The sequence below is a fragment of the Caenimonas terrae genome, from assembly GCF_042655405.1.
Taxonomy (GTDB): domain Bacteria; phylum Pseudomonadota; class Gammaproteobacteria; order Burkholderiales; family Burkholderiaceae_C; genus Ramlibacter; species Ramlibacter terrae_A.
Genome location: NZ_JBHSMF010000006.1, coordinates 1,139,305 through 1,157,259, shown reverse-complemented (window position 1 = coordinate 1,157,259; position 17,955 = coordinate 1,139,305). Strand labels below are relative to the sequence as shown.

19 protein-coding genes are annotated in these 17,955 nt (G+C 68.3%); 15 read left to right on the top strand and 4 right to left on the bottom strand.

Annotation, left to right across the window (positions count from 1 at the left end; translation table 11 throughout):
* Positions 1–104: 104 nt before the first annotated feature.
* The 7 genes from ACFPOE_RS12480 (at position 105) to ubiB (ending at position 7,690) form a co-directional block, all read left to right on the top strand.
* Complete coding sequence (locus ACFPOE_RS12480; protein ID WP_376850408.1) at positions 105–1,481, top strand: FecR family protein; 1,377 nt, start codon at positions 105–107, stop codon at positions 1,479–1,481.
* Positions 1,482–1,562: 81 nt separating this feature from the next.
* Positions 1,563–3,191: a ShlB/FhaC/HecB family hemolysin secretion/activation protein gene (locus tag ACFPOE_RS12475; RefSeq protein WP_376850407.1), complete on the top strand. Its 1,629-nt coding sequence runs from the start codon at positions 1,563–1,565 to the stop codon at positions 3,189–3,191.
* An 18-nt stretch (positions 3,192–3,209) separates the two neighbouring features.
* On the top strand, positions 3,210–3,623 hold the full coding sequence (locus ACFPOE_RS12470; RefSeq protein ID WP_376850406.1) for a gamma-butyrobetaine hydroxylase family protein: 414 nt from the start codon (positions 3,210–3,212) through the stop codon (positions 3,621–3,623).
* A gap of 108 nt (positions 3,624–3,731) precedes the next feature.
* Entirely contained in the window at positions 3,732–4,463 is a 732-nt protein-coding gene (ubiE, locus tag ACFPOE_RS12465) for a bifunctional demethylmenaquinone methyltransferase/2-methoxy-6-polyprenyl-1,4-benzoquinol methylase UbiE (RefSeq protein ID WP_376850405.1), read from the top strand.
* 28 nt (positions 4,464–4,491) lie between these two features.
* Entirely contained in the window at positions 4,492–5,472 is a 981-nt protein-coding gene (locus tag ACFPOE_RS12460) for a Tim44 domain-containing protein (protein ID WP_376850404.1), read from the top strand.
* A 56-nt stretch (positions 5,473–5,528) separates the two neighbouring features.
* The gene (locus ACFPOE_RS12455; RefSeq protein ID WP_376850403.1) at positions 5,529–6,128 is read left to right on the top strand and encodes a hypothetical protein; all 600 of its coding nucleotides are present in this window, start codon (positions 5,529–5,531) and stop codon (positions 6,126–6,128) included.
* Positions 6,125–7,690 (top strand): ubiquinone biosynthesis regulatory protein kinase UbiB, encoded by a 1,566-nt coding sequence (gene ubiB / locus ACFPOE_RS12450; protein ID WP_376850402.1) that lies wholly within the window; start codon positions 6,125–6,127, stop codon positions 7,688–7,690. Before ACFPOE_RS12455 ends, ubiB begins: the two co-directional genes overlap by 4 nt.
* Before the next feature lies 1 nt (position 7,691).
* Here the strand turns inward: ubiB and ACFPOE_RS12445 are convergent, their stop codons facing one another.
* From ACFPOE_RS12445 to ACFPOE_RS12430, 4 genes are all read right to left on the bottom strand, one after another.
* Positions 7,692–8,579, bottom strand: coding sequence for an ABC transporter permease (locus tag ACFPOE_RS12445; protein WP_376850401.1), 888 nt, complete (start codon positions 8,577–8,579; stop codon positions 7,692–7,694).
* Positions 8,576–9,505: an ABC transporter permease subunit gene (locus ACFPOE_RS12440; RefSeq protein WP_376850400.1), complete on the bottom strand. Its 930-nt coding sequence runs from the start codon at positions 9,503–9,505 to the stop codon at positions 8,576–8,578. The genes ACFPOE_RS12445 and ACFPOE_RS12440 overlap by 4 nt, the downstream gene beginning before the upstream one ends.
* A 12-nt stretch (positions 9,506–9,517) precedes the next feature.
* Positions 9,518–10,639, bottom strand: coding sequence for an ABC transporter ATP-binding protein (locus tag ACFPOE_RS12435; protein ID WP_376850399.1), 1,122 nt, complete (start codon positions 10,637–10,639; stop codon positions 9,518–9,520).
* Positions 10,640–10,715: 76 nt separating this feature from the next.
* Complete coding sequence (locus tag ACFPOE_RS12430) at positions 10,716–11,846, bottom strand: polyamine ABC transporter substrate-binding protein (protein ID WP_376850398.1); 1,131 nt, start codon at positions 11,844–11,846, stop codon at positions 10,716–10,718.
* Positions 11,847–12,068: 222 nt separating this feature from the next.
* Between ACFPOE_RS12430 and ACFPOE_RS12425 the strand changes: the two genes are divergently transcribed.
* The 8 genes from ACFPOE_RS12425 (at position 12,069) to clsB (ending at position 17,953) form a co-directional block, all read left to right on the top strand.
* Positions 12,069–12,404: an FmdB family zinc ribbon protein gene (locus tag ACFPOE_RS12425; protein WP_376850397.1), complete on the top strand. Its 336-nt coding sequence runs from the start codon at positions 12,069–12,071 to the stop codon at positions 12,402–12,404.
* Between the two features lie 9 nt (positions 12,405–12,413).
* Complete coding sequence (locus tag ACFPOE_RS12420) at positions 12,414–13,013, top strand: DUF502 domain-containing protein (protein WP_376850396.1); 600 nt, start codon at positions 12,414–12,416, stop codon at positions 13,011–13,013.
* A 55-nt stretch (positions 13,014–13,068) separates the two neighbouring features.
* Entirely contained in the window at positions 13,069–14,856 is a 1,788-nt protein-coding gene (gene aspS / locus ACFPOE_RS12415) for an aspartate--tRNA ligase (protein ID WP_376850650.1), read from the top strand.
* 107 nt (positions 14,857–14,963) lie between these two features.
* The gene (locus ACFPOE_RS12410; protein ID WP_376850395.1) at positions 14,964–15,233 is read left to right on the top strand and encodes a type II toxin-antitoxin system prevent-host-death family antitoxin; all 270 of its coding nucleotides are present in this window, start codon (positions 14,964–14,966) and stop codon (positions 15,231–15,233) included.
* A 6-nt stretch (positions 15,234–15,239) separates the two neighbouring features.
* Positions 15,240–15,548, top strand: coding sequence for a CcdB family protein (locus tag ACFPOE_RS12405; RefSeq protein WP_376850394.1), 309 nt, complete (start codon positions 15,240–15,242; stop codon positions 15,546–15,548).
* On the top strand, positions 15,502–16,011 hold the full coding sequence (nudB, locus tag ACFPOE_RS12400; RefSeq protein ID WP_376850393.1) for a dihydroneopterin triphosphate diphosphatase: 510 nt from the start codon (positions 15,502–15,504) through the stop codon (positions 16,009–16,011). The genes ACFPOE_RS12405 and nudB overlap by 47 nt, the downstream gene beginning before the upstream one ends.
* On the top strand, positions 16,008–16,736 hold the full coding sequence (locus ACFPOE_RS12395) for an endonuclease/exonuclease/phosphatase family protein (protein ID WP_376850392.1): 729 nt from the start codon (positions 16,008–16,010) through the stop codon (positions 16,734–16,736). The genes nudB and ACFPOE_RS12395 overlap by 4 nt, the downstream gene beginning before the upstream one ends.
* Entirely contained in the window at positions 16,733–17,953 is a 1,221-nt protein-coding gene (clsB, locus tag ACFPOE_RS12390; protein WP_376850391.1) for a cardiolipin synthase ClsB, read from the top strand. Before ACFPOE_RS12395 ends, clsB begins: the two co-directional genes overlap by 4 nt.
* Positions 17,954–17,955: the final 2 nt, after the last annotated feature.

Below are 17,955 nucleotides of genomic sequence, written 5' to 3'. Positions count from 1 at the left end.
ATCCCGCCAGGCCGCCCTGGCAGGTCGCACGGCGAAGAGCGAGCGTGTATAACTCCTTGAGTCCTGCATGTGCTGGAAAATCGGGTATCCGGAGGTAAAAGATCATGACCTTGCAACACCGTATCAAACGGCTGGTGCCTCTGGCGTTCGGCATGGGCGTGCTGCTGGCCGGCGTGTCCGCCCATGCGCAGGCAGTCGGTGAGGTCGAGTTCGCCCGTGGCGTCGGCTTCGCGCAGACCCCCGGCCAGGTGCCGCGCACGCTGGGCAAGGGCCTGAGCCTGAAGGAGGGCGACCGGCTCACCACCTCGGAAGGCGCCTCCGCGATCATCAAGCTCGATGACGGCACCCGCATGACGGTCCGCCCCAATTCCGAGATGGTGCTGCAGCAATACCACTTCAAGGAAAACGCGCCCGACAACAGCATGCTGATGCAGCTGGTGCGCGGCGGCTTTCGCGCCGTCACCGGCCTGATTTCCAAGAACGCGCCGGAGGCGGCCAAGGTGCGCACCAGCACCGCCACCATCGGCATCCGCGGCACCGATTTCGACGCGCGCCTGTGCGTGAATGAATGCGGCGCCGAATCGTCGCGCGTCCAGGAGAGCGCACGTCCCAACGCCGTGCAGGCCAGCGCCAAGGTGGTCAATGCGCAGGGCGTGCTCAATGCCACCGACACCTCCGGCACGCGCCGGCGGCTGGTCGACGGCGGCAGCGTCTATCCGGGCGACGTGGTGGAAACCAACCCGGGCACGCGCGCCGTGCTGGCCTTCCGCGACGACACGCGCATCACGCTCGGCCAGTCGACGCGCTTTCGCGTCGACAACTTCGTCTACGACAACCAGAACGCCGGCGAGGGCCGCTTCCTCGCATCCGTGCTCAAGGGCACGGTGCGCGCGCTCACCGGCCTGATCGCCAAGGCCAACAACCGCAACGTCGGCTTCAGCACCGCCACCGCGACCATCGGCATCCGCGGCACCGGCCTGGACATCGCCTGCAGCGGCCCTTGCGCCGAAGAGCCGTCGACCGGCGACGATTCCGGGCTGTCCGTCTTCACCTGGCTGGGTTCGGTCAGCGTGCAGCAGACCGGCACCACGGCACTCGAAGTGCTGCAGGCCGGCCAGGGCCTGTTCATCTCCGGCAACGGCGTGCGCCAGTTCTCCACCGAGCCGGCTTCCGACGTCCCGCGCCCGGACACCGTCACCGTGCCGCCCAAGCTGTTCTCGAGCGACAACGTGTCCGACAACGAGCAGGGCCTGTTCGTGTTCGTGCGCGACGGCCACATCGAGATCGCAACCGGCAGCGACATCCTGGAGCTGGGCCGGGGCGAAGCCGGCTTTGCCGGCAACAACGGCAACACGGCGCGGCCCGGCTTGATTCCGAAGTTCCTGGACTTCGACAAGATGCCGCTGCCGACCAGCAGGAATCCATTGCTGGTGAGCGTGCTCGCCGAGGCCGGCGTCAAGCCCTCAAATCAGTGCAAGTGACGCGGCGCGCCGTGATGACAAACACGACACGCGGGTGAGACAATCCGCCCTCATCAGCGTTGTCTGAGAGGGCGAATAAAAATGATCCAAGGGTTTTGTGCGCCCCGCGCGGCGCGTGGCCTCCCCTCGCGTGCGGCGCGCCTGGCCCTGACGATCGCGGTGGCCGCGGCGCTGCCGGCCCTGGCGCAGCAATCCGTGCCTCCCGCCCCCCAGTCCGCTGCGTCGCCGGTGTTCGCGATCAAGGGCTTCCAGGTCACCGGCGACAACCCGCTGAGCGAGGCCGAGACTGCCAGCGTCCTTGCTCCCTACCTGCGGCCCGACGCCACCATCGAGACCCTGCAGAAGGCCACGGCCGCGCTCGAAGCGGCGCTGCGCGACAGGGGCTTCGGCCTGCACCGGGTGGCGCTGCCGCCGCAGGAAGTGGGCGACAAGGTCACGCTGAACATCGTCAAGTTCACCATCAGCCGCGTCACCATGGAGCCGCTGAAGATCTACGACGAGGCCAACATCCGCCGGTCGATCCCGGAGCTGAAGGAAGGCAAGACGCCCAACTTCAAGGTGCTGGCGGTGCAGACCGCCATCGCCAACGAGAGCCCCAACAAGCAGATCCAGGTCGGCATCAAGGAATCCGACGAGCCTGACAAGATCGACGCCACCGTCAGCGTCAAGGAGAGCCGGCCCTGGACCTTCGCGGCCAGCCTGTCCAACACCGGCTCGGCCTCGTCGGGGCGCGACCGGCTGACGCTGTCGGGCGGCCACACCAACCTGTTCAACCGCGACCACACCTTCATCGGCGCCTACACCACCTCGATCGAGCGCACCAGCGACGTCAAGCAGCTCGGCCTGTCGTACAAGGTGCCGCTTTACGCGGCGGGCGGCGTGGTGGGCGTCAACTACACGCAGTCCGACGTGGTCGGCAACTTCGGGGCCTTCAGCAGCACCGGCGCCGGTCATACCTTCGGCGTGAACTACACGCACTACCTGCCGCCGGACGGCGGGCGCCGCAGCTACGTGACGGTGGCGTACGACGACAAGCTGTTTCGCGCCACGATGATCAACGACCAGACCATCGGCGTCGACCGGCGCAGCCGCCCGCTCACCCTGGGCTACGCCTCGCGCACCGAAACCGACACGGCGGTCTGGGGCTACAACGTGGACCTGGCCTTCAACCTGACCGGCGGCGCCGGCAACGACCTGGCCTCCTACCAGGCCGAAGACCCGAACATCCAGACCACCCGCTGGAAGGCGCTGCGCGGCGGCGCCAACTACTCGGCCAGCATCTGGAACAACTGGGTCTGGAGCGCACGCGGCCAGTACCAGTACAGCGCCGACGCCCTGATCTCCGGCGAGCAGTTCGGCCTGGGCGGGCTCGGCTCGGTGCGCGGCACTTCGATCGAGCGGCCGCTGTCGGGCGACAAGGGCCTGTCGGCCACGCTGGAGCTGACCACCCCCGAACTGGCGCCCGGCTTGCGCGCGCTCGGTTTCGTGGACGCCGGCTGGCTGGGCAACAACAACCCGGCGCCGCCGAAGCCGTCGACCGACCACCTGGCCAGCGCCGGCCTGGGCCTGCGCTACGGCGTCGGCGCGTATGCTGTGGCCCTGGACTACGCGTACATCCTCAGCGGCAGCCGGGTGCCGCTGTCGCTCAATTCGGCGGCGCCGCAGCGCGGCGACGACCGCTTCTACATCAACCTCTCGGTGCGCTTCTGAACGGCGCTGGACACTGACATGGCAGGCTTGCAGACGGGCGCTCCCACCCCCACGGACATCACGGTGCACAGCCAGTCGCGCGTGCTGGAGGTCGCCTTCTCCGACGGCAAGCACTTTCGCATCCCGTTCGAGCTGATGCGGATCTATTCCCCCTCGGCCGAGGTCCAGGGCCACGGGCCCGGGCAGGAGGTGCTGCAGACCGGCAAGCGCGAGGTGGACCTGGTCGGCCTGGAGCCGGTGGGCAACTACGCGGTGCAGCCCACTTTTTCCGACGGCCATGACACCGGCCTGTTTTCCTGGGATTACCTGTATTTCCTCGGCTCCGAGCAGGACCGGCTCTGGTCCGACTACGAGCAGCGGCTCAAGGCCGCCGGCGTCGAGCGCGATGCGCCGATGCCCGCCAAGGGCGGCCACGCCTGCGGCTCGCACTGAGCGTCCCCGGCGCCGCGCCCGCACCCTTTGGGGGAGAATCCCCGCACGGATCGCGATTTATTTTCGCGACCCGATGCAGTCAGCCTCCATTCAGCCTAGGATCGCCCCATGAGCAGTACCCATTTCGGCTTCGAATCCGTCGACGAGCGCGAGAAGGCGCGCCGGGTCAAGGGCGTGTTCGATTCGGTCGCGCCCAAGTACGACCTGATGAACGACCTGATGTCGCTGGGCCTGCATCGCGCCTGGAAGGCCTACACGGTGCTGGCGGCGAACGTGCGCGAGGGCCAGCAGGTGCTGGACATCGCCGGCGGCACCGGCGACCTGGCGCTGGCCTTCGCCAGGAAGGTGGGGCTGACCGGCCAGGTGGTCCACACCGACATCAACGAGGCGATGCTGCGCGGCGGGCGCGACCGGCTGCTGGACGCCGGGGTGGCCCTGCCCACCCTGGTCTGCGACGCCGAGAAGCTGCCCTTCGCCGACAACCGCTTCGACCTGGTCAGCGTGGCCTTCGGCCTGCGCAACATGACGCACAAGGACCTGGCGCTGGCCGAGATGCAGCGCGTGCTCAAGCCCGGCGGCAAGCTGCTGGTCCTTGAATTCTCCAAAGTGCCCCGACCTATGGCAAAGGCCTACGACTGGTATTCGTTCAAGGTGCTGCCGCGGCTCGGCCGGCTGGTGGCCGGCGACGAGCACAGCTACCGCTATCTGGCCGAGTCGATCCGCATGCATCCCGGCCAGGAGGAACTCAAGGCCATGATGAAGAAGGCCGGGTTCGGCCATGTCGACTATCACAACCTGACGGGCGGAGTGGTTGCACTCCACGTCGGGATCAAGTGCTGAGCAATTTGGCGAGAGCCTGGAGAAGGTCATGAAAGTCTGGTCCCTGGTGTTGGTGGTGCTGCTGGCGTTCTCCAGCATGAGCGCCGATGCGGCGCGCCGCCTCGGTGGCGGCGGTTCGTTCGGCCGGCAGTCCAGCAACGTGACGCAGCGCCAGGCCACGCCACCGGCGGCGCCGGGCAACGTGCAGAACGCGACCGGTGCCCGGCCCGCGCCGGCGCCTGGTGCAGCACCGGCGGCACCGGCCCGGCGCCCCTGGGGCGCGATGCTTGGCGGCCTGGCTGCCGGCCTGGGCCTGGCCTGGCTGGCCAGCTCGCTGGGGCTGGGCGGCGCCTTCGGCAACATCCTGATGTTCGCCCTGCTGGCGATGGTGGTGATGATGGTGATCGGCTTCATCGCCCGGCGCCGCGGCGCGCCCGCGCCGGCCGCCAGCCCGTACGCCTTCCAGGGCGCCGGCGCCGAGTCGGCCCGGCCGGCCCCAACTTACAGCCCCGACAAGGTCGGCAACGACGCCTCGGCCCGCCCCTGGGAGCGCAGCAGCATGGCCTTCGATGCCGCCAAGGCCGGCAGCGCCGGCACCGGCGTGCAGATCGGTTCGGCCCTGGCCGGCTCGCAGAGCTGGGGCGTTCCGGCCGGCTTCGACACCGAAGGCTTCATTGCCGCGGCCAAGCGCAATTTCGTGACGCTGCAGGACGCCTGGGACCGCTCGGACATCCCGTCGCTGCGGGCGATGATGACCGACGAGATGCTGGGCGAGATCCGCTCGCAGCTGGCCGAGCGCGAGGCCAGCTCCGGCGGCGCGCCGGGCAAGACCGACGTGGTGATGCTGGAGGCGCAGCTGCTCGGGATCGAGGACACGGGCGGCGACTACATGGCCAGCGTGGAGTTCTCCGGAATGATCCGCGAGGAGCCGTCGGCCGGGCCGAGCCCGTTCCGCGAGGTCTGGAACATGACCAAGCCCAAGAGCGGCCAAAGCGGCTGGCTGGTGGCCGGGGTGCAGGCGCTGCAGTAGCGCGGACCGCAGGGGCGGCCGGCGCGCGCCGCTGGCATCGTGAATAATCGGGGACTATGGCAACACAGTCCCCTTTTCCATTCCTGGACGGCCTGTTCCGCCAGCTCTCCAATGGCCTGAAGCCGCCGCCCTGGCTGGTGGAGGAGGTCCAGCGCCGCCTGGTGCTGATGCTCAATCACGTGCTGATGCAGGAGCCGGAGGCCCAAGCCCGCCTGGTGCGCCAGACCGGCCGGGTGGTCGAGGCCCGCTGGCGCAGCTTCACCATGCGGCTGGTGGCGACGCCGGCCGGCCTGCTGGACCTGGCCACGCCGTCGGCGGCGCCCGACCTGACGCTCACCCTGGTGGAGGAGTCGCCCTGGCAGCTGGCGCAGGCGGCCGCCCGCGGCGACAAGCCGCCGGTGCGCATCGCCGGTGACGTGCAGTTCGCGGCCGAGATCAACTGGCTGGTCGACCACGTGCGCTGGGACATGGAGGAAGACCTGTCGCGCCTGATCGGCGACGCGCCGGCCCACGCCGTCGGCCAGGGCATGCGCCGCATCACCGAGGCGCTGCGCAAGTTCGCGTCGGCCGCGCCGGTCGCCGGCGCCGGAAGCAGCGGTGCCGCGGGCACGCCGCCTCCGGCCGCGCCGGCGCCGCCCGGCCCGCCCGGCGCATGACCCGGTACATCCGCGGCATCGTCATCCTCTGGGTGGCCTTGCGTTATGGCCTGGACGAGCTGGTCCTGAGCAGCTTCCGCCAGCCCGGCCTGCGCACGCTGGCCCGGGTGCTGGCCTTCGGCCGCCGGCTGGATGCGCCGCGGGGCCAGCGGCTGCGGATGGCGCTGGAGCACCTGGGCCCGATCTTCGTCAAGTTCGGCCAGGTGCTGTCCACCCGCCGCGACCTGCTGCCGCCCGACATCGCCGACGAACTCGAGCGGCTGCAGGACCGCGTCCCGCCTTTCGACCCGGCCATCGCCATCGCCACCATCGAGCGCGCCTTCCGCCGGCCGCTGGCGTCGGTCTTCCTCAGCTTCGAGCGCGAGCCGGTGGCCAGCGCCTCGATCGCGCAGGTGCACTTCGCGACGCTCAAGGACCGGCACGGCAACGTCCGCGACGTCGCGGTGAAAGTGCTGCGCCCCGGCATGCTGCCGGTGATCGAGAAGGACCTGGCGCTGCTGCGGATGATGGCCGGCTGGGTGGAGGCGCTGTCGGCCGACGGCAAGCGGCTCAAGCCGCGCGAGGTGGTCTGGGAATTCGACAAGTACCTGCACGACGAGCTGGACCTGATCCGCGAGGCGGCCAACGCGGCGCAACTGCGCCGCAACATGGCGGGCCTGGACCTGGTGCTGATCCCGGAGATGCTCTGGGACTTCTGCCATCCCGACGTGCTGGTGATGGAGCGCATGGTCGGCGTTCCGATCAGCCAGGTGGAACGGCTGGTGGACGCCGGCGTCGACCTGCGCCAGCTGGCCCGCGACGGCGTGACCATCTTTTTCACCCAGGTGTTCCGCGACGGCTTCTTCCACGCCGACATGCACCCGGGCAACATCCAGGTCAGCCTGGAGCCGGCCACCTTCGGGCGCTACATCTCGCTGGACTTCGGCATCGTCGGCACCCTGACCGAGCATGACAAGGAATACCTGGCGCAGAACTTCACCGCCTTCTTCCGCCGCGACTACAAGCGGGTGGCGGAGCTGCACATCGAGTCCGGCTGGGTGCCGCCGGCGACCCGGGTCGACGAGCTGGAAGCGGCGGTGCGCACGGTCTGCGAGCCGTACTTCGACCGGCCGCTCAAGGAGATCTCGCTGGGCATGGTGCTGATGCGGCTGTTCCAGACCTCGCGCCGCTTCCAGGTGGAGATCCAGCCGCAGCTGGTGCTGCTGCAGAAGACGCTGCTGAACATCGAGGGGCTGGGGCGCCAGCTCGATCCCGAGCTGGACCTGTGGAACACCGCCAAGCCGTTCCTGGAAAAGTGGATGCTCGAACAGATCGGCCCGCAGAAGCTGCTGGAGGAACTCAAGGACCAGGCGCCGCGCTACGCCAAGATGCTGCCGGAGCTGCCGCGGTTGCTGCACGACTACCTGCAGCAGCGGCCGCGCGACCAGCGCAAGGAACTCAGCGAGCTGCTGGCCGAGCAGCGCCGCACCAACCGGCTGCTGCAGGGCATCATCTACGGCGGCATCGGCTTCGCGCTGGGGCTGCTGGCGATGCAGCTGCTGCTGCGGGTGCGGCTGTTCTGACTCAGGCCCCGGACGGGCGCGCGGCCGCCGGCGCCAGCGGGCGCTGCTGCTCCACCTGCTGCATGCCCTCCCGGTAGGCAGCCGCCTGTTCGGCGGCGCGCCGGCGCTCCTGGCGGCTCAGCCACAGGCTGCCGGCCAGCACCCCGATCGAGACCACGGCCACCGTGATGGTGGCGATCGCGTTCACCGTGGGATTGAGGCCCAGGCGGGCCCGCGACAGGATCACGATCGGCAGCGTGGTCGAGCCCGGCCCCGACAGGAAGGCGGTGGCGACGACGTCGTCCAGCGAGATCGTGAAGGTCAGCAGCCAGGCCGACACCAGCGCCTGCGCGATCATGGGCAGCGTCACCAGGTAGAACACCTGGAACGGCCGGCAGCCCAGGTCCATCGCCGCCTCCTCCAGCGACTTGTCCATCTCCAGCAGCCTGGACTGGATCACCACCGCCGCGTAGGCCATGCCCACCGAGGTGTGGCCGGCCCAGATGGTGAACATGCCGCGTTCGGGAAAGCCGAACATGCGTTCGCACATCACGAAGAACAGCAGCAGCGACAGGCCGGTGATCACCTCCGGCACCACCAGCGGCGCGTTGACGTGGGCCGCGAAGGCGGTGCGCCCGAAGAAGGACTTGTAGCGCACCAGGGCGAAGGCGGCCAGCGTGCCGAGCAGCACCGACGCGGTGGCCGTCATCAGCGCCACCTTCAGCGACAGCAGGAAGGCGTCCACCACCTCGGTGTCGTTGGCGATCACGCCGTACCACTTGAGCGTGAACCCGCCCCACAGGGTCACCATCCTGGAGTCGTTGAAGGAGAACACGACCAGCGTGACGATCGGCAGGTAGAGGAACGCGTAGCCGGCCGCCAGCCACGCCTTGCCGAGCCGGCTGTTCATACCTTGGCCCCCCGCACGCTGCCGGATTCCGCCTGGTAGCGGTTGAAGATGGCCAGCGGAATCAGGATCAGCACCACCATGCTCACGGCCACGGCGGCGGCCATCGCCCAGTCGTTGTTGCTGAAGAACTCGTCCCACAGCACCCGGCCGATCATCAGCGTGCTGGGCCCGCCCAGCAGTTCCGGAATGACGTACTCGCCGACGCTGGGGATGAACACCAGCATCGAGCCGGCGATGACGCCGTTCTTCGACAGCGGCACGGTGACCAGCCAGAACGCCGTCCAGGGCGTGGCCCCCAGGTCGTTGGCCGCCTCCAGCAGCCGCAGGTCCATCTTGACCAGGTTGGCATAGAGCGGAAGGATCATGAAGGGCAGGTAGGTGTAGACCATGCCGATGGTCATCGAGAAGCCCGTGTGCATCATCTTGATCGGCTCGTCGATGACATGCAGCCAGATCAGCAGGTTGTTGAACACGCCCTGGTCGTCCAGCAGCCCCTTCCAGGCGTAGACCCGCAGCAGGTAGGAGGTCCAGAACGGCAGCGAGACCAGCATCAGCAGGGCCGGTCGCAGGTTGGCCGGCGACCGGGCCATGAAGTAGGCGAACGGGTAGCCGATCGCCAGGCAGATCAGCGTGTTGAGCGCGGCGAACTTGACCGACGACAGGTAGGTCTTGACGTAGAGCGAGTCGGTGGTCAGGAAGATGTAGTTGGCCAGCTTGATCTTCACGGCCAGCACGCCGTCGGCATAGCTGGCCAGATCCTGGAACCGGATGCCGTCGGACTCGGACACGCTGATCTTGAGCACCACCAGGAAGGGCACGGTGAACAGCAGGACCAGGAACAGGTAGGGGATGCCGATCACGCTGCGCCGGCCCCAGCCGCGGGTGGCGGCCCGCGCCAGGCCGATCGGTTGCTTGCTCGCTGCCATGGTGCCTGCCGCCTAGTTCTTGAGGATGACCATCGCGTCGGGCTCGCAGGTGGCGTAGACGGTTTCGCCGCGCTGGAACTGCCTGCCGTGCCGCTCGCTGTGCGTGATCTGCACCTTCAGCGTGGTGCCGTCGGCCAGCGTCACGCGGTACAGGCTGAAGCTGCCGAAGTAGCCGCTGTCGCTGACCTGCCCGCGCAGGCAGTTGGTGTCGGCCGCGGCGGGCGCGTCGTGCCGCAGCGCGATCTTCTCCGGCCGCAGGGCGACGCTGACCGCCATGCCGGCGGTGCCGGTGATGCCGTGGCCGACGTAGAAGCGGCCCTGCGGCGTGGCGATCACGCAGTGGTCGGCGGCGTCCACTTCCAGCACGCCGTCCAGCAGGTTGACGTTGCCGATGAAGTCGGCGACGAAGCGGCAGTTGGGCGTCTCGTAGATCTCGTGCGGCTGCCCCACCTGCAGGAAGCTGCCCCGGCTCATCACCGCGATGCGGTCGGCCATGGTCATCGCTTCTTCCTGGTCGTGCGTCACCAGCACGCAGGTGACGCCGACGGTCTTGATGATGTTCTGCAGCTCGAACTGGGTCTGCTCGCGCAGCTTGCGGTCCAGCGCCCCCAGCGGCTCGTCCAGCAGCAGCAGCTTCGGGCTCTTGGCCAGGCAGCGCGCCAGCGCCACCCGCTGCTGCTGCCCGCCGGACAGCTGGTGCGGCTTGCGCTTCGCGTAGGGCTTGAGCTGGACGATGTTGAGCATGGTGTCCACCCGCTCGGCGATGCGGTCGGCCGGCATGCGGTCGCGCTTGAGGCCGAAGGCGATGTTGTCGGCCACCGTCAGGTGCGGAAACAGCGCGTACGACTGGAACATCATGTTGATCGGCCGCTCGTAGGGCGGGATGCCCGAGATCTCCTGGCCTTCCAGGAAGATCCGCCCCGCCGTCGGCGTCTCGAAGCCGGCCAGCATCCGCAGCAGGGTGGACTTGCCGCAGCCCGAGGAGCCGAGCAGGGCGAAGATCTCGCCCTTGCGGATGTCGATCGACACGTTGTCGACCGCCGCGACCTCATCGTAGCGCTTGGTCAGCCCCTCGATGTGCACGAAGTCCGGGCTGTGGCCGCTGCTCGCGGTGTCCGTGACGCGATCCGCCATGCATTGTTCTCCCAACGAATTCGTTGCTGGCAAGTGCCGGCGGCCGGGCCGGCCGCGGGCGGTTGCCGGTCTTTTCTTACTGGCCCGTCTTGACGCTGGTGTACATGCGCGTGCGCAGGCGCCGGATGTCCGGCGGCACCACGTCCGGCGGCACCATGCGCGCCAGGTCGGCCGGCGGCATGAACACCGCCTTGTTGGCCAGCACGTCGGGCTTGATGTACTTGGCCGACGCCTTGACCGGGTTGGCGTAGAAGATCTTGTTGACCAGGGCGGCGTTGACCTCGGGCCGGTAGATGTAGCTGATCCACTTGTAGGCGTTCTCGACGTGCTTGGCGTCGGCCGGGATGGCCATCGTGTCGAAGAACAGGATGGCGCCGGTCTTGGGCAGCAGCACCTGGATGTTGTTGCCGTTCTTGGCCTCCAGCGCCCGCGCCCGCGCGATGCTGATGTCGCCGTTCCAGCCCACCGCCAGGCAGATCGAGCCGGCCGCCATGTCGTTGATGTAGCCGGAGGAAGAGAACAGCGTGATCGAGGGCCGGATCGCCTTGAGCAGCTTCTCCGCCTCCTTGTAGTCGGCGGGATTGCGGCTGTAGGGCGGCTTGCCAAGGTAGCGCAGGGCCGCCGGCACCAGCTCGTCGGCCGAGTCCAGCACCGAGACACCGCAGGCCTTGGCCTTGCTGACGTATTCCGGCTTGAACACCAGGTCCCAGGCGTTGTCCGGCATCGGCAAGTTGCCCAGCGCCTTCTTCAGCTTGTCGACATTGATGCCGACCGTGGTGATGCCCCACAGCCAGGGAACGACGTACTGATTGCCCGGGTCGGTGGCCGCCAGCTGCTTCATCACGTAGGGATCGAGGTTGCCGTAGGTGCTGATCCGGCTCTTGTCCAGCTTCATCAGCAGGCCGCCCTCGGCCTGCAGCTTGGCCCAGTTGGCCGACGGCACCACGATGTCGTAGCCGGTCTTGCCGGCCACCAGCTTGGCGTGCAGCGCCTCGTTGCTGTCGAAGGTGTCGTAGTGCACCTTGATGCCGGTTTCCTTCTCGAAATTGGCGACCGTGTCGTCGCCGATGTAGTCGGACCAGTTGTAGATGTTCAGAATCTTTTCTTCGGCGGCCGCTGCGCCCTGCGCGCCGCCCAGCACCAGGCAGAAAGCGGCCAGCACAGCGGCGGCCACGCCGCGCGGCGCTTTCAGCTTCGATCCCACCATGTCGATCTCCTTGATGACTGCGTTCAAAGATGCCCGGCCGCCATCGCCCGGGCTGGGTGCGGTGCCGGCCGCATGGCCCCGGGCACCGCGGGGATTGTCTCTCAAACGCCGCCCGGGCCCGCCCGGGCGGCGTGCCGCGGAGCCGGAGCCGGCGGCCCAGGGCCTTGAACAGGGGCCGCCGCCTATAATTGAAGGCTTTGCTTCTCCCCAAGCCCTAGAGCGATGCCCATCTACGCGTACAAGTGCGCATCCTGCGGCCATGCCAAGGATGTCCTGCAGAAGATTTCCGATCCGCAGCTGACGGTTTGCCCGGCCTGCGGAGCCGCCGCATTCCAGAAGCAGCTGACGGCGGCCGGCTTCCAGCTCAAGGGGTCGGGCTGGTACGCGACCGACTTCAAGGGCGGGGCAGCGCCCGCGCCCGCCGGCGCTGATGGCGCCCCGGCAGCCTCGGAACCGGCCAACGCCGGCGACGCTGCCAAGCCCGCCACCGACAGCGGCGCCGCCAAGCCGGCGCCTGCCGCCACGCCGGCGGCCCCCGCCAGCGGCAAGGGCGACTGAAAGAGCGCGATGGGCCCGCTGCGCAAATGGCTGTTCGCCGGATTGCTCGTGATCGTCCCGCTGGCGATCACGATCTGGGTGCTGCAGTGGATCGTCTCCACCCTGGACCAGACCCTGCTGATCCTGCCGCAGGCCTGGCAGCCGGACCGGCTGCTGGGCTTCCACATGCCGGGCTTCGGCGTGCTGCTGGCGCTGTCCATCCTGCTGCTGGTCGGCGCCGTCACCAGCAACTTCATCGGCAAGAAACTGGTTGTCTGGGGCGACGCGATCCTGGGCCGGATCCCGGTCGTGCGCTCCATCTACACCAGCGTCAAGCAGGTCTCGGACACCCTGTTCGCGCCCGGCGGCAATGCCTTCCGGGTCGCGGTGCTGGTGCAGTGGCCGCGCCCCGACGTCTGGACCATCGGCTTCGTCACCGGCTCGCCCGGCGGCGAGGTCAACAACTACCTGCTGGGGGAATACCTCAGCGTCTACGTCCCCACCACCCCCAATCCCACGGGCGGCTATTTCGTGATGCTGCGCCGCAGCGAGTGCATCGAGCTCAAGATGAGCGTGGATGCCGCGCTCAAATACGTGGTCTCGATGGGCGTGGTGGTTCCCAACTCCTAAGAAGGACGCGCCGCCGCAAGGTGGCGCGTGATCGTGCCATATGTCCACCCAGAAAATGCGTTCCACCTATTGCGGCCTCGTCACCGAGGCCCTGCTCGGCCAGACCGTCACGCTGTGCGGCTGGGTCAATCGCCGGCGCGACCACGGCGGCGTGATCTTCGTCGACCTGCGCGACCGCGAAGGCTACGTGCAGGTGGTGTGCGACCCGGACCGCGCCGAGATGTTCAAGACGGCCGAAGGCCTGCGCAACGAGTTCTGCGTCCAGGTCAAGGGCCTGGTGCGCGCCCGCCCGGCCGGCACCGCCAACGAGAACCTCAAGAGCGGCAAGATCGAGGTGCTGTGCCAGGAGCTGACGGTGCTCAACCCCTCGGTGACGCCGCCGTTCCAGCTGGACGACGACAACCTGTCGGAGACCACCCGCCTGATGCACCGGGTGCTGGACCTGCGCCGCCCGTACATGCAGAACAACCTGATGCTGCGCTACAAGGTGACGATGGAGGTGCGCAAGTTCCTCGACGCCAACGGCTTCATCGACATCGAGACGCCGATGCTCACCAAGAGCACGCCCGAAGGCGCCCGCGACTACCTGGTGCCGTCCCGCGTCCACGAAGGCATGTTCTTCGCGCTGCCGCAGTCGCCCCAGCTGTTCAAGCAGCTGCTGATGGTGGCTGGCTTCGACCGCTACTACCAGATCACCAAGTGCTTCCGCGACGAGGACCTGCGGGCCGACCGCCAGCCCGAGTTCACCCAGATCGACGTGGAGACCTCCTTCCTGGACGAGGAAGAGATCCGCACGATGTTCGAAGGCATGATCCGCAGCACCTTCAAGAACGTGATCGGCGTGGACATGCCGGCGTTCCCGGTGATGAAGCATTCGGAGGCGATGCGCCTGTACGGCTCGGACAAGCCCGACCTGCGCGTGAAGCTGGAGTTCACCGAGATGACGGACGTCATGAAGGACGTGGACTTCAAGGTGTTCTCCGGCCCGGCCAATGCCGAAGACGGGCGCGTGGTGGCGCTGCGCGTTCCGGGCGGCGGCGAGATGAGCCGCGGCGAGATCGACGGCTACACCGAGTTCGTCAAGATCTACGGCGCCAAGGGCCTGGCCTGGATCAAGGTCAACGAGGTGGCGTCCGGCCGCGAAGGGCTGCAGTCGCCGATCGTCAAGAACCTGCACGACGCCGCCATCGCCGCCATCGTGCAGCGCACCGGCGCCGCCAACGGCGACCTGATCTTCTTCGGCGCCGACAAGGCCAAGGTGGTGAACGACGCGATCGGCGCGCTGCGGGTCAAGGTCGGCCACAGCGAGTTCGGCAAGTCGCGCGGCCTGATCGAAGGCCAGTGGAAGCCGCTGTGGGTGGTCGATTTCCCGATGTTCGAGTACGACGAGGAGGGCCAGCGCTGGAACGCGGTGCACCATCCCTTCACCTCGCCCAAGGACGGCCACGAGGACCTGCTGGAGACCGATCCGGGCAAGGCGGTGGCCAAGGCCTACGACGCGGTGCTCAACGGGATCGAGCTGGGCGGCGGTTCGGTGCGGATCCACCGCGAGGAAGTGCAGAGCAAGGTGTTCCGCGCGCTGAAGATCGACGCCGAGGAGGCGCAGCTGAAGTTCGGCTTCCTGCTGGACGCGCTGCAGTACGGTGCCCCGCCGCACGGCGGCATCGCCATCGGCCTGGACCGCTTCGTGATGCTGATGACGGGCGCCGAAAGCCTGCGCGACGTGATCGCCTTCCCCAAGACGCAGCGCGCCCAGGACCTGCTGACCCAGGCCCCCGGCCCGGTGGACGAGAAGCAGCTGCGCGAGCTGCACATCCGGCTGCGCAACGTGGAGAAGGCCTGATCCGGCGCACCCGCAGGTTGAACGGACAACAAGGGCGCTGCGGGCGCCCTTGTCATTTGGACAATGGCCCGGGATTGGCTAAAATGGCCATGTTCCAGGAGACTCCAATGCCCATCACCGCCACCGAAGCCAAGAATCGCTTCGGCTACTTCTGCAGCCAGGCCAAGAGCGGCCCTGTCATCGTCGAAAAAGACGGGCGACCGGACACGGTGCTGCTGGACTACCAGGAGTTCCAGGCCCTCAAGAACGCCGCCCAGAAGAAGACGCTTGCGCAACGCAAGAAGGAATTCAACGAGAAATACGGGGCATGGATCGCCGAACAGAATCGCATCGTGGAGGAGATGGGCGTCTTCGGCGAGGAATATCGGGTCTGGTAGCGCACGATGCCTCAGTTCGACATCTACGCCAATCCCAACGTTGCGCAGCGCGAGATCTTCCCCTACGTCGTCCAGATCCAGCACGATTTCTTCGATGCGCTGCCCACGCGGCTGGTGGTTCCGCTGCAGCGCGCACGAAACCCGGTTGGAGCTTTCCCCACGGAGACTGTCCGGGTCGGCGGCGAGGCCCTGTTCATCGCGGCCCACCTCACCGCGGCGCTGCCCGCGCGCCTGCTGCGCCACCCGGTCGCCAATGCGCACGAGCAGCATGCCTTGCTGCGCGACGCACTCGACGCGGTGGTTTCCGGTGTCTGACCCCCGGCCGTTCAAGATCCCCCAGTCGGTGCTGGTCGTGATCCACACGCCGGCACTCGACGTGCTGCTGATCGACCGGGCCGACGCCAGCGGCTTCTGGCAGTCCGTGACCGGCAGCAAGGACGACGAGGCCGAGAGCTTCGAGCAGACCGCGGTGCGCGAGGTGGCCGAAGAAACCGGCATCGACTGCGCCCCCGGCAGCCCGCTGCACGCGGGCCTGAAGGACTGGTTCCTGGAGAACGTCTACGACATCTACCCGCGCTGGCAGCACCGCTACGCGCCGGGCGTGACGCGCAACACCGAGCATGTGTTCGGGCTGTGCGTGCCGGCGGGGACGCCGGTCCTGCTCAACCCGCGCGAGCACACCGGTTACCGCTGGTTGCCATGGCGCGAGGCGGCGGACGCCTGTTTCTCTCCTTCCAACGCCGAGGCCATCCTCTTGCTGCCACAATTTGCGCGATGAGTTCCTTCCGGGTCGCAACCTACAACATCCACAAAGGCGTCCAGGGCATCGGACCGGTCCGCCGGCTCGAGATCCACAACCTGGGCCACGGCGTGGAGCAGCTGGATGCAGACGTGGTCTGCCTGCAGGAAGTGCGCAAGCACAACCGCGGCGAAGCGCAGTTCTTCAAGCACTGGCCCGAGCAGCCGCAGGCGGACTTCCTCTGCCCCGAGGGCTACCAGGCGGTTTACCAGACCAACGCCACCACCAAGCACGGCGAGCACGGCAATGCGCTGCTGTCACGCTGGCCGGTGGTGTCGCACAAGCACGAGGACATGTCGGACCACCGCTTCGAGCAGCGCGGCCTGCTGCACGTGGAAGTGAAGGTGGAGCGCAAGACCATCCACGTCATCGTGCTGCACCTGGGGCTGATCGCCGGCAGCCGGGCGCGCCAGATCGAGCAGCTGGGCGCCTACATCAAGCGCGAGATCCCGTCGCGTTCCCCCGTGATCGTGGCCGGCGACCTCAACGACTGGGGCGCCAAGCTGCGCCCGGCCATGAACGAGCTGGGCTTTCGCGACCACATCGGCGAGCGCGTCGCCACCTACCCCTCGCGGCTGCCGCTGGCGCAGCTCGATTACGTCTACTCGCGCGGCCTCAAGCCGGTGGGAATCGAGGTGCCCAAGGGGCGGGCCTGGTGGCGCATGTCGGACCACCTGCCGCTGATCGCGGAATTCAAGTTGTGACGCAGGGCGTGCCCGCGCTGCGTCCGGGCCATCGGCTCGACCTGCTCGAGGGCAGCCGCGCGATGTTCCCGGCGCTGGTCGATGCCATCGACGGCGCCCGCACCGAGGTCCGGCTGGAGACCTACATCTTCGACTTCACCGGCACCGGGTCGGACGTGGCCTGCGCACTGGAGCGGGCTGCGCGCCGGGGGGTGGCGGTGATGGTGGTGGTCGACGGCTTCGGCACCGCGCCGCTGGCGCCGGACTGGACCGGGCGTTTCGCGCAGGCCGGCGTGCAATGGCGGGTGTTCGCCGCCCCGGGCCGCATCGGCGTGCTGTGGCCGGCCAACTGGAGCCGGCTGCACCGCAAGCTGTGCGTGGTCGACAGCACGCTCGCCTTCTGCGGCGGCATCAACATCCTGGACGATTTCCACGACCCGACCCACGGCCAGCTGGAGCATCCCCGCTTCGACTTCGCCGTGCGGGTGGCGGGTCCGCTGGTGGTTCCGCTGCGCGACACGATGGTTCGGCTCTGGCAGCGGCTGGAGGCGGCGCAGAAGCTGCGCAGCGTGCGGCTGGCCGCCGCGCTCGGGTCGCTGCGCGCCGGCCGCCCCGGACGGCATGCCGCCCCGGCGCCGGCGGCCGGGGAGCCGGTCCACCTCGCGAAGGCGGCGCTGGTGCCGCGCGACAACGTGCGCAACCGCACCCGCATCGAGCGGGCCTATCGCCGCGCGATCGGGCAGGCCCGCTCGGAGGTGATCATCGCCAACGCCTACTTCGTGCCGGGCCGCAGGATGCGCAATGCGCTGGTGCAGGCGGCGCGGCGCGGCGTGACGGTGCAGATCCTGCTGCAGGGGCGCTACGAATACTTCATGCAGTACTACGCCGCGCGGCCGATCTACGGCACGCTGCTGGCCGCCGGCGTCGAGATCTACGAATACGCGCCCAGCTTCCTGCACGCCAAGGTGGCGGTGATCGACGGCGAGTGGTCCACCGTCGGCTCCTCCAACCTCGACCCGCTCAGCCTGCTGATGGCGCGCGAGGCCAACGTGATGGTGCAGGACGAAGCCTTCGCGCAGGACCTGCGCGGCCGGCTGGTGGCGGCGATGGCCGATGCCGGCAAGCGCATGGACGCGGCGGAGTTCGCGCGCCGGCCGCTGCGCCAGCGCGTCGGCGAGTGGGTGGCTTACGGCGCGATGCGGGTGGCGCTCGCGCTGCAGGGAAAGAAATACCTGTAGCG

Bases quoted from the DNA above. Each gene is read 5' to 3' on its own strand.
- ACFPOE_RS12480 (WP_376850408.1), top strand. From the start codon at position 105: ATGACCTTGCAACACCGTATCAAACGGCTGGTGCCTCTGGCGTTCGGC.
- ACFPOE_RS12475 (WP_376850407.1), top strand. From the start codon at position 1,563: ATGATCCAAGGGTTTTGTGCGCCCCGCGCGGCGCGTGGCCTCCCCTCG.
- ACFPOE_RS12470 (WP_376850406.1), top strand. From the start codon at position 3,210: ATGGCAGGCTTGCAGACGGGCGCTCCCACCCCCACGGACATCACGGTG.
- ubiE (WP_376850405.1), top strand. From the start codon at position 3,732: ATGAGCAGTACCCATTTCGGCTTCGAATCCGTCGACGAGCGCGAGAAG.
- ACFPOE_RS12460 (WP_376850404.1), top strand. From the start codon at position 4,492: ATGAAAGTCTGGTCCCTGGTGTTGGTGGTGCTGCTGGCGTTCTCCAGC.
- ACFPOE_RS12455 (WP_376850403.1), top strand. From the start codon at position 5,529: ATGGCAACACAGTCCCCTTTTCCATTCCTGGACGGCCTGTTCCGCCAG.
- ubiB (WP_376850402.1), top strand. From the start codon at position 6,125: ATGACCCGGTACATCCGCGGCATCGTCATCCTCTGGGTGGCCTTGCGT.
- ACFPOE_RS12445 (WP_376850401.1), bottom strand. From the start codon at position 8,579: ATGAACAGCCGGCTCGGCAAGGCGTGGCTGGCGGCCGGCTACGCGTTC.
- ACFPOE_RS12440 (WP_376850400.1), bottom strand. From the start codon at position 9,505: ATGGCAGCGAGCAAGCAACCGATCGGCCTGGCGCGGGCCGCCACCCGC.
- ACFPOE_RS12435 (WP_376850399.1), bottom strand. From the start codon at position 10,639: ATGGCGGATCGCGTCACGGACACCGCGAGCAGCGGCCACAGCCCGGAC.
- ACFPOE_RS12430 (WP_376850398.1), bottom strand. From the start codon at position 11,846: ATGGTGGGATCGAAGCTGAAAGCGCCGCGCGGCGTGGCCGCCGCTGTG.
- ACFPOE_RS12425 (WP_376850397.1), top strand. From the start codon at position 12,069: ATGCCCATCTACGCGTACAAGTGCGCATCCTGCGGCCATGCCAAGGAT.
- ACFPOE_RS12420 (WP_376850396.1), top strand. From the start codon at position 12,414: ATGGGCCCGCTGCGCAAATGGCTGTTCGCCGGATTGCTCGTGATCGTC.
- aspS (WP_376850650.1), top strand. From the start codon at position 13,069: ATGCGTTCCACCTATTGCGGCCTCGTCACCGAGGCCCTGCTCGGCCAG.
- ACFPOE_RS12410 (WP_376850395.1), top strand. From the start codon at position 14,964: ATGCCCATCACCGCCACCGAAGCCAAGAATCGCTTCGGCTACTTCTGC.
- ACFPOE_RS12405 (WP_376850394.1), top strand. From the start codon at position 15,240: ATGCCTCAGTTCGACATCTACGCCAATCCCAACGTTGCGCAGCGCGAG.
- nudB (WP_376850393.1), top strand. From the start codon at position 15,502: ATGCCTTGCTGCGCGACGCACTCGACGCGGTGGTTTCCGGTGTCTGAC.
- ACFPOE_RS12395 (WP_376850392.1), top strand. From the start codon at position 16,008: ATGAGTTCCTTCCGGGTCGCAACCTACAACATCCACAAAGGCGTCCAG.